This is a genomic window from Cupriavidus sp. 01L45 (assembly GCF_056399885.1).
The window spans coordinates 19,844-32,638 of record NZ_JBFTSG010000050.1 but is presented as its reverse complement, the minus strand read 5'-3'; the positions used below and the strand labels follow the sequence as shown (position 1 = coordinate 32,638).

The 12,795-nt window shown below is 67.7% G+C and carries 12 protein-coding genes; 3 read left to right on the top strand and 9 right to left on the bottom strand.

Going from position 1 to position 12,795, the window contains the following annotated elements:
• Positions 1–10: 10 nt before the first annotated feature.
• The 9 genes from AC1DT6_RS29030 to AC1DT6_RS28990 all read right to left on the bottom strand — a co-directional run bounded on the left by AC1DT6_RS29030 (position 11) and on the right by AC1DT6_RS28990 (position 7,644).
• Entirely contained in the window at positions 11–244 is a 234-nt protein-coding gene (locus AC1DT6_RS29030) for a Fis family transcriptional regulator (RefSeq protein WP_477115148.1), read from the bottom strand.
• On the bottom strand, positions 241–1,317 hold the full coding sequence (dusB, locus tag AC1DT6_RS29025) for a tRNA dihydrouridine synthase DusB (protein ID WP_035867993.1): 1,077 nt from the start codon (positions 1,315–1,317) through the stop codon (positions 241–243). The genes AC1DT6_RS29030 and dusB overlap by 4 nt, the downstream gene beginning before the upstream one ends.
• A gap of 199 nt (positions 1,318–1,516) precedes the next feature.
• On the bottom strand, positions 1,517–2,785 hold the full coding sequence (locus tag AC1DT6_RS29020) for a UbiH/UbiF/VisC/COQ6 family ubiquinone biosynthesis hydroxylase (protein WP_441629135.1): 1,269 nt from the start codon (positions 2,783–2,785) through the stop codon (positions 1,517–1,519).
• On the bottom strand, positions 2,766–3,275 hold the full coding sequence (locus AC1DT6_RS29015; protein ID WP_441629133.1) for a hypothetical protein: 510 nt from the start codon (positions 3,273–3,275) through the stop codon (positions 2,766–2,768). Before AC1DT6_RS29015 ends, AC1DT6_RS29020 begins: the two co-directional genes overlap by 20 nt.
• Entirely contained in the window at positions 3,272–4,654 is a 1,383-nt protein-coding gene (locus AC1DT6_RS29010) for an aminopeptidase P N-terminal domain-containing protein (RefSeq protein WP_477103875.1), read from the bottom strand. Before AC1DT6_RS29010 ends, AC1DT6_RS29015 begins: the two co-directional genes overlap by 4 nt.
• 82 nt (positions 4,655–4,736) lie before the next feature.
• Positions 4,737–5,477, bottom strand: a complete 741-nt coding sequence (gene murU, locus AC1DT6_RS29005) for an N-acetylmuramate alpha-1-phosphate uridylyltransferase MurU (RefSeq protein WP_477103874.1) — start codon at positions 5,475–5,477, stop codon at positions 4,737–4,739.
• Positions 5,478–5,494: 17 nt separating this feature from the next.
• Positions 5,495–5,833 (bottom strand): AzlD domain-containing protein, encoded by a 339-nt coding sequence (locus AC1DT6_RS29000; RefSeq protein WP_441629127.1) that lies wholly within the window; start codon positions 5,831–5,833, stop codon positions 5,495–5,497.
• Positions 5,830–6,504, bottom strand: a complete 675-nt coding sequence (locus AC1DT6_RS28995; RefSeq protein WP_276289810.1) for an AzlC family ABC transporter permease — start codon at positions 6,502–6,504, stop codon at positions 5,830–5,832. Before AC1DT6_RS28995 ends, AC1DT6_RS29000 begins: the two co-directional genes overlap by 4 nt.
• 105 nt (positions 6,505–6,609) lie before the next feature.
• Positions 6,610–7,644: an aminoglycoside phosphotransferase family protein gene (locus AC1DT6_RS28990; RefSeq protein ID WP_441629125.1), complete on the bottom strand. Its 1,035-nt coding sequence runs from the start codon at positions 7,642–7,644 to the stop codon at positions 6,610–6,612.
• A 156-nt stretch (positions 7,645–7,800) separates the two neighbouring features.
• On the opposite strand from AC1DT6_RS28990, the gene AC1DT6_RS28985 reads away from it, so the two are divergent.
• The 3 genes from AC1DT6_RS28985 to pdxA are packed head-to-tail and all read left to right on the top strand — an operon-like array spanning position 7,801 to position 12,792.
• The gene (locus tag AC1DT6_RS28985; RefSeq protein ID WP_477115147.1) at positions 7,801–10,209 is read left to right on the top strand and encodes an LPS-assembly protein LptD; all 2,409 of its coding nucleotides are present in this window, start codon (positions 7,801–7,803) and stop codon (positions 10,207–10,209) included.
• 9 nt (positions 10,210–10,218) lie between these two features.
• Positions 10,219–11,715, top strand: coding sequence for a peptidylprolyl isomerase (locus AC1DT6_RS28980; protein WP_477103883.1), 1,497 nt, complete (start codon positions 10,219–10,221; stop codon positions 11,713–11,715).
• Between the two features lie 27 nt (positions 11,716–11,742).
• Positions 11,743–12,792, top strand: coding sequence for a 4-hydroxythreonine-4-phosphate dehydrogenase PdxA (pdxA, locus tag AC1DT6_RS28975; RefSeq protein ID WP_477103873.1), 1,050 nt, complete (start codon positions 11,743–11,745; stop codon positions 12,790–12,792).
• Positions 12,793–12,795: the final 3 nt, after the last annotated feature.

The following is a 12,795-nucleotide window of genomic DNA, read 5'->3' as shown; positions in this document are numbered from 1 at the left end:
GGGGAACACTTCAAAGTAAACCGTGCTGCTGCAACTTCTTGCGCAGCGTATTGCGATTGATGCCCAGGTAGGCGGCAGCGAGCGACTGGTTGCGCTCGGCGCGCGCCATCACTGCTTCAAGCAGCGGCCGTTCCACGGCTTCGAGCACCATGTTGTACATRTTSGACGGCTCTTCGCCGTCCAGGTCGCGAAAGTAGGYAYCCAGGCTGTCCCGGATGCAYTGGTCGATAGCGTTGCGGCTCATGCGGCAAGCAACTCCCCGTTATTGTTGTTGTTCGACTCGTTGCGTTTCTCTTCGTCGGCGTCGTCCGCGCCTTCCTCCACGTAGACCAGGCGCTCGGACAGCTGCGCCTGCTCGTCGAAGAAGGCGTTGACCGCGGCCAGCTGGGCCGTGGTGCTGTCCAGCGTGTTCATGCGGTGGCGGAACAGGTTGGCGCCGGCCAGGCCGCGCGTGTACCAGGCAATGTGCTTGCGCGCGGTGCGCACGCCGGTGAACTCGCCGTAGAAGTCGTAGTGATCTTCCAGATGCGCGTTCATGATGGCGCGGATTTCGGCGACTTCCGGCTGCGGCAGCAGCTCGCCGGTGGCGAGGTAGTGCTCGATCTCGCGGAACAGCCAGGGCCGGCCCTGCGCCGCGCGGCCGATCATGATGGCATCGGCGCCCGTCACGGCGAGCACATGCTTGGCTTTTTGCGGCGAGGTGACATCGCCATTGGCGACCACGGGAATCGAGACCGCTGCCTTGACCGCGGCAATGGTCTCGTACTCGGCTTCCCCCTTGTACAGATCGGCGCGCGTGCGGCCGTGCACGGTGAGCATGCTGATGCCGGCATCCTCGACCATGCGGGCCACGCGCAGCGCATTGCGGTTCTGGCGGTCCCAGCCGGTGCGGATCTTGAGCGTGACGGGCACGCGGTCGCCAACCGCGGCGACCACCGCCTCGACGATGCGAACCACCAGCGGCTCGTTCTGCAGCAGCGCCGAGCCGGCGGCGACATTGCACACCTTCTTCGCCGGGCAGCCCATGTTGATGTCGATGATCTGCGCGCCGCGATCCACGTTATAGCGCGCCGCCTCGGCCATCATGGCGGGCTCCGCACCCGCGATCTGGACCGAGATCGGCTCGACTTCGCCGGTGTGGTTGGCGCGGCGCATGGTCTTCTCGCTCTTCCAGAGCTGTGCGTTGGAGGCGACCATCTCGGACACCGCATAGCCCGCGCCGAGCTGCTTGCACAGCTGGCGGAAGGGCCGGTCCGTCACACCGGCCATGGGCGCGACGAACAGGTTGTTGCGGAGTTGGTGCGGTCCGATTTGCACGATATAAGACTGGCGAGGGCCGCCAGGCGGCCCGCAACGAGACAAAAATGAAAATGGCATACCCTGCCGAAACGTTGCTCGGCGTCATTCAGTGGGCATGTGCGAGGGCAGGATTTTACCGCCAAACGGCCCGGGTTGCTCAAGATTTGAGCAAATATTGCTCCGGTCCGGGTGGCAGGCGAGGGTGCCGGCGCCGCCGCTAGCGGCGCGTGCCGTACATCATCTGGCGCGCCAGCGCGTCCTTGAGCGGGCCCAGGCAGGCAAGCGCCGCCAGCGACGCGCCGCGCGCGTGGGCGGCGAGCGGGTAGGAGACGCCGAACACGCGGGGCAGCAGGTCGGTTACGCCGATGGTGATGGCGCGATCCCGCTTTTGTTGCGCCGCAAACGCCAGCAAGGCCTGCGGTCCGCAGCCGGTGCGCAGGGCGCCAGCCAGGGCAAATGCGTCGCGCAGGCCCAGGTTGAGGCCCTGGCCGGCGACGGGATGGAGTGTCTGCGCCGCATTGCCGACCGCGACGATGCGGCCCTGCACGGTGACTGGTGCGGCATTCAGTCCGAGCGGGAAGGCGTGCCGCTTGCCGATGCCGGTGAAGCGGCCCATGCGCGGGCCGAAGGCTTGCTCCAGCTCGGCGAGGAACTCGGCTTCGGGCAATGCCAGGCGGTGCGCCGCCCGCTCCGGCGGACAGCACCAGACCAGGGCGTAGCCGGGCGTGCCGTGCTCCTCGTGTGGCAGCAGGGCCAGTGGCCCTTCCTCGGTGAAGCGTTCCCAGGCCCAGCCCGGCTGCGGGCGCGAGCACGCCACATGGGCAACGATCGCGGTCTGGCCATAGTCGCGCCGGTATTTTTGACCCTGGACGCCGCGGGTGGACTGCTGATGGAACAGCCCGCCTTCGGCTTGCACAGCCAGGCGCGCGTTAAAGACGACGGGCTGGCGGTCATGCGTATGGCCGCTCAGGTGTACCAGCCCGACGCTTTCGTCTGCAATGCGGTCCGCGCCGGCTTGCGGGGCGCGCTGCTCCAGGCGATCGATGCGCGTGTCGTAGGCTCGCGCCAGGCGCTCGCCGTCGGTGCCGGGGGCGGCATGGATCGCCTGGCCCAGCGCGCGTTCAAGTGATTCGCACAGATCGCCGTAGCGCACCACGTAACCGAGCGCGGGAACATCGTAGTCGTCGCGGTGCAGCTTGACGTGGCCAAAGCGCCCGCGTTGCGACACGTGGATATGCTCGATCGGCGTGACCGCCCGGGGCCAGGCGCCGATCTGCTCCAGCAACTGGCGGCTGCCGTAGGACAGCGCAATGGCACGCGGGTCGCGCGCCGCGCGCGCCGGGGTGGCGGCGTCGATCAGCGTCAGGCGCCACGGGCTCCTGCGCAGCAGCAGGCATGCCAGCGCGAGGCCTACCGGCCCTGCGCCGACGATGGCGATATCCGGGAAGGCCGCGCCGGGGGCGCGTTCAGTGCTTGCCGGACTCATGCGCGCTGTCGTCAGGTTGGGCGGCCGGGTGACTGTCGTTGCCCACGTTGTCCGAGCTGGCCTCCACGGCCTGCGCGCCCCGCTTCCAGCAGTTGGCATCCGTGCGGTGCTTGCCCGCCGCGGCATCGCGCAAGGCGTTGTCCAGCTTCTGCTGGCTGAAACCGGGGAAGGCCTGCAGGCGTTCCACCAGCGCCGCGTGATTGACCGCGTTGAGCGGCACCACGCAGCCCCGGGGCGTGCCGTCGGCGGCCGGGTCGCCGACCAGGATCAGCCAGGCGGGGCCAGCCCACGGTTCACGGTTCGAGACCCGCACCACCACGCGTTCGATCGCGTCCCACTCAAGCTCTTCGCGCTGGCCGTCGGGTCGATGCACCACCACGCGGTCATCGTAGAGATTGACCACGAACGGTTGCGCGGGATCGTAGGAGGGCGCGCGGCTGGTTTCCACGCGATTGCCTACCGGAAGTACCTTGCGTAGCCAGCCAATCATCGTGCACCTCCCGCGTCGCGCATCAGCGCTTCAATTTCGTCAGCCTTGACCGGGGCGCCGCGCGTCATCAGCTCGCAGGCGCCATGGGTCACCACGGCATCGTCCTCGATGCGGATGCCGATATGCCAGAAGCGCTCCGGCACATCCGGTGCCGGGCGCACGTAAATGCCGGGCTCCACCGTCAGCACCATGCCGGGCTGCAGCGGACGCCAGGGGCGCTCGCCCTCTGCCGGCGCGGCGCCGGGCACGCGGTACTCGCCCACGTCATGCACGTCCATGCCGAGCCAGTGGCCAGTGCGGTGCATGTAGAACTGGCGGTAGCTGCCGTTGGCCAGCACATCGTCGATGCTGCCGCAGCGGTCGCGGTCGAGCAGGCCGGTATCGAGCATGCCCTGCGCCAGCACGCGCGTGGCGGCGTCGTGCGGCACGTTGTAGGGCACGCCGGCGCGGGTCTCGGCAATGGCGGCTTCCTGCGCGGCCACCACCAGGTCGTACAGCTCGCGCTGGGCCGGCGAGAAGCGGCCGGAGACGGGGAAGGTGCGGGTGATGTCGGAGGCGTAGCCATCGAGCTCGCAGCCCGCGTCGATCAGGCACAGTTCGCCGTCGCGCAGTTCCGCAGGGCCGGCGCGGTAGTGCAGCACGCAGGCATTGGGTCCGGCGGCGACGATCGAGTTGTAGGCGACGCTCTGCGCGCCRTGGCGGCGGAACTCATACAACAACTCGGCTTCCAAGTGGTACTCGCGCAGCCCCTGGCGCGACGTGCGCATGGCGCGCACATGGGCCTGTGCCGAGATCTCGGCGGCGCGGCGCATGGTGGCTATCTCGCCAGCGTCCTTGAACAGGCGCATCTCGTCGAGGATGGTGCGGATGTCGAATGCCGCCGACGGCGCCGTTACGCCGGCGCGTCCTTGCATGCGTACCGTTTCCAGCCAGCGGCGTACCTGCATGTCGGTGCGGGTGTTGGAGGCCAGCGGGTAAGCCACCACAGCGTGGTTGGCCAGCAGCGGCGGCAGCAGCGCATCGATCTCCTCGACCGAATGGGCTTCGTCGAAGCCGAAGGCGGCCTGCGCGCCTTCCGGGCCATAGCGGAAGCCGTCCCAGATCTCGCGCTCCTCGTGCTTGGGGCGGCAGAACAGGATGCTGCGCTCGGCGCCGGATGCCTGTGCCACCAGCACCAGCACCGCCTCGGGCTCGGTGAAGCCGGTCAGGTAATAGAAATAGCTGTCGTGGCGATAGGGGTAGTCGCTGTCGCGGTTGCGCATGGCTTCCGGCGCGGTGGGCAGGATCGCCACGCCGCCGCCGGCGGCGCGCAGTTGCTGCAGCACGCGGGCGCGCCGGTCGCGACAGGCGAGAAGGAGGGCGGAGTCGGGTGCGGACATGTGTGGGGCCACGTGGATGGGGAATAGGGCAGATTCTACCGCCGCCGGATTGCCGGCGGCGGTACTTGGCCTGGCAGGCCGCTCAGTGCAGGGGCGCGGCGGCCGCGCCGCGCCGGGCTTGTACCTGGGCATCCAGGGCCGCCAGCTGGGCCGGCGTGCCGACGTTTTCCCAGATGCCATCGAAGCGCTCCCCGCTGGCCAGGCCGGCGGCCACCGCCGCGCGGTAATAGGGCGTCATGGCAACTTTCTGCCCCGGCTCGATGGCGATGAACAGCCTGGTGTCGTACAGGCCGATATTGCCGAAGGTCAGGGCCGGAGCTGCCGGCGTTGGCGCGGGCAACAGCACGCCATCCGCACCCAGCGCGAAATCGCCGCCCGGATGGAACGGCGGATTGGGCACCATCACCAGGTGCATGCGTGGCTCGGGCGCGCCGGCCATGGCAAGCGCGCGGGGCAGCAGGGCGCGGAAGTCGAAGTCGGTGAAGATGTCGCCGGATACGGCCAGGAAGATCTCCCCGCGCGCGGGCGCGGCCGACAGCAGCGGCAGCGCCTGGGCAATGCCGCCGGCGGTTTCCAGCGCGCTGGACTCGGCCGAGTACGCCAGGCGCACGCCGAACCGGCTGCCGTCGCCGAGCGCTTGTTCGATCTGCCCGCCAAGCCAGGCGTGATTGATCACGATGTCCTTGAAGCCGGCACGCGCCAGCGCCTCGATCTTCCAGGCGATCAGCGGCTTGCCGCCGACCGCCAGCAGCGGCTTGGGGCAGGTATCGGTGAGCGGGCGCATGCGCTCACCGCGCCCGGCTGCAAAAATCATGGCTTTCAATGCACGGTCTCCGGCGCTTATTTCAGCGCGTGGTTCAGCAGGTACGTCATCGCGATCAGGGTGGCCATGCCGCCGGCGATGGTCCAGCCGATGCTGCGTGTTTTCGCTGCAATGACGATGGCCACCAGGCCGGCCACCAGGCGCGCGTTGCCGGGGCCGATATCGACCTGGCCGCCGCGCATCAGCAGGTCGGGCGCAATCAGCGCGGACAGCATGGCGGCCGGCACGAACTGCAGCGCGGTGCGGAACCACGACGGCAGCCGCACCCGGCCTTCCACGGCGATGAACGACAGGCGGATCAGGAAAGTGGCGAGGCCGGCGCCGATGAACACCAGCAACAAGGTCATCTCGCTCACGCGGCGGGCTCCGTGGAGGCCGGCTTGGGCTGCCCGCGGCCCTTGCCCAGCAGCAGCATGCCGGCGGCAATGCCTCCGAGTGCCGCCACCATCAGGCCAAGTTTGTGCGGCATGCCGAAACAGGCCACGGCCAGCGCCGTCGCCACCAGCGCCGCGGCGGCGTGGGAGCGGTGCTTGATGCCCGGCACGATGATGGCGATAAAGGTGAGCGGCAGGAAGAAATCGAGCGGCCAGTCGCGCGGAACCTGGGCGCCGACCAGCACGCCCGCCAGCGTCGAGACCTGCCAGCTGGCCCACAGCGCGAAACCCGCGCCAAAGAAGAACCAGTGGCGGTAGCGCTTGTGCGCGTCGTCGTCGGACAGGCGCCGCGTCATGGCGGCGAAAGCCTCGTCGGTCAGCAGGTAGGCGATCAGCGCCTTCCAGCGGCCCGGCAAGTGCGCCAGCGCGGGAGCCAGGGTGGCCGAGTACAACGCATGACGCAGGTTGACCATGGCCACGGTCACGGCGATCAGCACGGCCGGCGTGCCCGCCGCCCACAACTGCGTCAGGATCATCTGCGAGGCGCCGCCGAATACGATCGCGCTCATGGCGCAGGCCAGCCATGCGGGCATGCCGGCGTTGACTGCCAGCACGCCATAAATCAGGCCGAACGGCGCCACGCCGAGCAGCATGGGCGCCAGCGCGCGCACGCCCGCCCACCATTCGCCCCGGCGGGTGAGGGGCGGCGGAGGTTCGCTACCGGGCGTGATGAGCGTCACATGCGTCACTGCGGGATATCAGAACGTATAGCCGACAGGTCGCTCGACGCCGTCGAGCGCGTCGAACAGGCGTACCAGCTTGCGCAGTTCGATGTAGCGGCCGGCCACCTGGCGGGCGTACTTCAGCACCAGCGGCAGGTTGGCCAGGTAGCCGTCCTTGCCGTCGCGGTGGTACAGGCGGGCAAAAATGCCGAGTATCTTGAGGTGGCGCTGCAGGCCCATCCACTCGAAATCCCGGTAGAACTCGCCAAAATCGGCGGCCACCGGCAGCCCGGCCTTGCGCGCGCGTTCCCAGTAGCGGATCAGCCAGTCGAGCTGCTCCTGCTCGTCCCATTCGATGTAGGCATCGCGCCACAGCGAGACCGCGTCGTAGGTGATGGGGCCGATCACCGCGTCCTGGAAATCCAGGATGCCGGGGTTGGCCCCGCCGTCCAGCACCATCAGGTTGCGCGAGTGATAGTCGCGGTGGACATAAACCTGCGGCTGCGCCAGGTTGTTGGCCAGGAGCGTCTGCATCACTTCGGCCAGGCCGGCTTCCTGGTCGGGCGTCAGCGTGACGCCGAGGTGCCGTGCTACATACCACTGCGGGAACAGGTCGAGTTCGCGCTGCAGCAGCGCGCGGTCGTAGGCGGGCAGGGCGCCGGGCCGGGTCGCGAGCTGGATTTTCACCAGCGAAGCGGATGCATCGTCATACAACTGGCGCGCGCTGCCAGCGTCCAGGCGGGACAGGTAAGTGGTGTTTCCGAGGTCGCTCAGCAGCAGGAATCCTTGCTCTAGATCCTGCGCCAGTACCCTGGGCACGGTCACGCCGGCTGCGCCGAACAATTCCGCCACATGGATGAAGGGGCGGCAGTCCTCCTGCGCGGGCGGCGCATCCATCACGATGACGGTGGGATATTCCGGGTGGCTGGTGGTGGCACGGAAGTAACGCCGGAAGCTGGCATCGGCGGATGCCGGGGTGCAGGAATCGGGGTTGACGGGCCAGGATGGACCGAGTCCGGACACCCAGACTTTGAGCTGGTCGAGACGCGGGTCGAGTGGATGAGCTGCCATGCCGGAAAGGGAGAATAGGATGCCCCGTATAATACCCGACCAGACCCGGGCCCCGGGGCGGCTCCCAGGCGGGCCGTCCATGGCCCGACAGCCTGCTCCGGCGGCGGCTGGCGGCTGCTGTGCCGCCGCCGCCGCTCTGACTCATGACCCGCTCGCATGACCGAACAACGACGATCACCGAACCAGAAGGCAAGCAAGACATTGGCGCGACGCCCCGGAAGCGCATTGCGCCCGCTCGTGTTGGCCATGGCCGGCTGGTCGGTGGGCGTTCACGCGCAGGCCGTGAGTTCCGCCATCCCCGACCTGCCGGTGGCCGAGCCCGCCGCCGAACAGGTGCCCGAGACCCCGCCGGTACCCGGCGAGCTGGTGCCACGCCTGGCCGAACCGGGCAACGCCAAGACCAGGCCCGCCGAGCCGGACGACAATCCGCCCACCTTTGCCTCGGGCGACCGCATGACCGGCTATAACCAGCGCGGCGTGGAACTCGAAGGCAACGCGGAGCTGCGCCGCGCGGGCGGCGTGGTCAAGGGCGACAAGCTCACTTACGACCAGGACAGCGACGAGGCTTTCGTCCACGGCAACGCCCGTATTTCGCGCGACGGCTCGCTCGCGGTCGGGCCGGAAGCCCGGCTGAAGGTGGAGGCCAACGAAGGCTACATGCTGTCGCCGGACTACTATTTCCAGGAAACCGGCGGCTCGGGCAAGGCCGAGCGCATCGATTTCATCGACAAGAACCTCAGCACGATCAAACGCGCCACCTATACGACCTGTTCGCCCGACAATGCGGACTGGTATTTCAGTGCCCGCGAGCTGGATATCGACAGCGACCGCCAGGTCGGCACCGCCTACGGCGGCGTGCTGCGCTTCTTCGACGTGCCGATCATGGGGGCGCCGGTGTTCAGTTTCCCCTTGAACAGCGAGCGCCGCAGCGGCGTGCTTCCGCCGCTGTTCGGATATGGCTCCAAGTCCGGCGCGGACCTCACGGTTCCGTACTACTTCAATATCGCGCCCAACCGCGACCTGACAATATTCCCGCGTGTGTTGACTTCCCGCGGGGTGCAGCTGGGCTCCGATTACCGCTATATCGGCGAGGGTTATTCGGGACGCATCCGCGGCGAATTCCTGCCGGACGACCAGAAGACCAAGACCAACCGCTGGGCATACTCGGTCCAGCACTACCAGAACATCGCCAAGGGCCTGAACGCGTACGTCAACCTGAACAAGGTATCGGACGACCAGTACCCCGACGACCTGACCCGCTCGGTAACGCAGGCAACGCTGCGCCAGTACACGCAGGAAGGCGGAGTCAGTTACAACTGGCAGGATCTGACTGTATTGGCGCGGGTGCAGAAGTTCCAGACGCTGGCGCCGAGCCAGCCCTCGTACGAACGCGTGCCGCAGCTCAATGCGAAGTACATTCGCTACGACCTGGGCGGTTTCGATGTGCAGGTGGATACCGATTACACGCGCTTTCGCATTCCGCTGAGTACAAGCGGCACGCAGCAGCCCCAGGGCGAGCGGGTCTATTTCCAGCCCTCGATCAGCTACCCGATCCTCCGGCCGGGCTGGTTCGTCACGCCCAAGGTGACGTTCAGTGCCACCCAGTACCAGATGGAGCCGTCCACCAACACGCCCGGTGCGCCGAATACGCTGACCCGGACATTGCCGACCGTGAGCCTGGACTCGGGCATGACCTTCGAGCGCGACGCGCCGAGCGTGAGCCGGCTGTTTGGCGTCAACTACGTGCAGACGCTTGAGCCACGCCTGTTCTATGTCTACACGCCATTTCGCGACCAGAGCCAGTTCCCGCTGTTCGATACGGTACAGTCCGACTTTGGCTATGGTCAGATTTTCAGCGAGAACCCGTTCACCGGTTATGACCGCATCGCCGATAACAACAAGGTGACGGCGGGCGTGACCACGCGCCTGATCGAAGCCAGCAGCGGGATCGAGCGCTTCCGCGGCACCATCGCCCAGCGCTATGACCTGACCGGCCAGCGCGTGCAGCTCAACGGCACCGACCCTGCCGGCCAGACTRGTTATTCCGATCTGCTGGCCGCCACCACGATCCAGATGTTCAAGGGTTACTACCTCGATGCCGGGCTGCAGTACAACCCCTCGAGCGACCGTGTGATCTATTCGAATATCGCCTTCTCGTGGCGGCCCGAGGTGCGCAAGACGCTGAATATCGGCTATCGCTACCGCCGCCCGACCTCGGTGACGGACAATACCGCCATTGACCAGTTCGAGATTTCGAGCCAGTGGCCAGTGACCCAGCGCACCTATGGCATTGGCCGGGTAGCGTTCGACCTGAACGCGAGCCAGTTGGTCGATGCGCTGGCCGGCTTCGAATACGCGGCGGATTGCTGGGTGGGACGTGTCGTCTACCAGCGCTTCCGCAACACCACGCAGGGCTACACCGGGCGCATCTTCTTCCAGGTGGAGTTCCGCGGGTTGTCCAAGATTGGCTCCAATCCGCTGGATGTGCTGCGGCTGAACGTGCCGGGTTATGAGCCCGTCGTCGCCAGGCCTGTGATCCCATCCCAGCTCGACCACTATGAATGACGGACCATGATGAAACGTCAAGAATTCACCGCGATCTCCTCCTTGTCGTCCCGCCTGACCGGCTGGCAAAGCCTTTTGCTGAGCGCGCTGCTGGCCGCTTTCGCGCTGCCCGCCGCGGCGCAGCTGAAGGCTCCCGGGCAGAAGGCCACCGGCATTTTCATGCCCCAGGCCGGTGGCAGCGCCGCTGCTTCGCCCAGCCAGCCGCGCCTGGGCGTATCGCAGCCCGGCACGAGCGCCCAGCGCTCGCAACTGGTGGACGAGGTGGTGGCGATCGTCAACAGCAGTGTGATTACCCGGCGTGAACTGCTGGACCGCGCCGACGATATCGAATCGCAGTTGCGCCAGGCCAACCGGCCGGTGCCGGCGCGTGCCGACCTGCTGGGCGAGGTGCTGGAGCGCCTGGTGATGGAGCGCGTGCAGACGCAGGCCGCGCAGGAAGCCGGCATCAAGGTGACGGACCAGGAAGTCGACCGCGCCATCGAGTCCGTGGCGCAGCAGAATAAAATGAACGTGACCGACCTGCGCAGCCAGGTCGAGCGCACCGGGATGACCTGGACCAAGTACCGGGATGAGTTGCGCAAGCAGGTGCAGGTGATCCGCCTGCGCGAGCGCGAGGTGGATTCCAAGATCCAGGTCTACGACGGCGAGATCGACAACTATCTCGCGGCGAATGGTGCACCGGGCACTGCCGCTGCTGCCACTGGCCCCACCGAATACAACGTGGCCCAGATCCTGGTGCGCGTGCCGGACGATGCCTCGGAGGCGCAGAAGGCGGCCTTGCGCGCCAAGGCCGAAGGGCTGCTCAAGCAGGCCCAGGGTGGCGCGGATTTCGCCGAGCTGGCGCAGGCATCCGATGCGCCCGAGGCCGCCAAGGGCGGCTCGCTTGGCTTCCGCGAGATCGGCCGGCTGCCGGCGCTGTTCGCCAATGCCGTGCTTGACCTGCAGGTCGGTGGCGTGGCGCCGCAAGTGATCGAGAGCGCCAACGGCTTCCACGTGCTCAAGCTGCTGGCCAAGCGCAACGCGCCGGCGGCGTCGTCGAGCCCGGCCGCCGCCGACAAGATTACCCAGACCCAGGTACGCCATATCCTGATCCGCACCGGCCCCAACATGCCGGAGGCCGAAGCGCGCCGCCAGCTGGTCACGGTGCGGGACCGCATTACCCACGGCGGAGACTTTGGCGAAGCGGCCAAGCGATTCTCCCAGGACGGATCGGCGTCGAACGGTGGCGATCTCGGCTGGGTATCGCCGGGCGAGCTGGTGCCGGAATTCGAGCAGGCCATGAACCGGCTGCGCCCGGGCGAAGTGTCTGAACCCGTGGTCAGCCAGTTTGGTGTCCACCTGATCCTGGTGGTCAATCGCCGCGAGACCGAAGTTTCGCCGGAGAAGCAGCGTGATTTCGCCCGTGCCGAGGTACGCGAGCAGAAGCTGCGCGCGGCCTATGAAGACTGGCAGCGCCAGTTGCGCCAGGCCGCCTACGTGGAATACCGCGTCAACCGCCAGCGCTAAACACGCCAAACAGAAGACATCGCCGCCATGTCAGAGCCGCTCGCGCTAGCCATCACCACCGGGGAACCCGCCGGCATCGGTCCCGACATCACCGTGGGTGCCTTGCTGCAACTTGCGGGCGAGCATCCGCAAGTGCGCTTTCACGTGCTGGGCGACGCGCGCCTGCTGGCTACGCGTGCCGCGGCGCTGGGCGCGGCGCACGCCTGGGCGCGCAGGCTGGCGGACGGCAGCGTGGTGAGCGAAGACATCGCACTGGACGTGCCGTGCGAAGCCGGCCGGCTCGATGCGCGCAACGGGGCCTACGTGCTGGCCTTGCTCGATGCCGCGATTGACGGCTGCACCGGTGGCGCGCACGGCACGCCGCGCTATGCCGGCATGGTGACCGCGCCGGTGCAGAAGAGCACCATCAACGATGGCGGCGTGCCCTTCACCGGCCACACGGAATACCTTGCCGAACGCGCCGGCGTGCCGCGCGTGGTGATGATGCTGGCCGGCCCGCAGCCCGCGCATGCCAACGCCATGCTGCGGGTGGCGCTGGCCACCACCCACCTGCCATTGCGCGCGGTGCCCGATGCGCTGACGGTGGCCATGCTGGTGGAGACGCTGACCATCGTCGACGCCGACCTGCGCCGCCATTTCGGCATTGTCCGCCCGCGCATCCTGGTGACAGGCCTGAACCCCCACGCCGGGGAAAGCGGCCACATGGGCCATGAGGAGATCGACGTGATCATCCCCGCGCTGGCCCACGCCGTCGACGCGGGCATCGACGCACGCGGCCCATACCCCGCCGACACGCTGTTCCAGCCCCGCCACCTCGACGGGGCCGACTGCGTGCTGGCGATGTACCACGACCAGGGCCTGGCGCCGCTCAAGTACGGTACCTTCGGCCACGGCGTGAATATCACGCTGGGCTTGCCTTTTATCCGCACATCGGTCGACCATGGCACTGCGCTCGACCTGGCCGCGAGCGGCCGGGCCGAGCACGGTAGCATGATCGAGGCGATCCGCAGCGCCATCGCCATGGCCGGCCACGCCAACGGCCGGCCGCGCGCCGCGCCGCTGGCGGCAACACGCTGACGC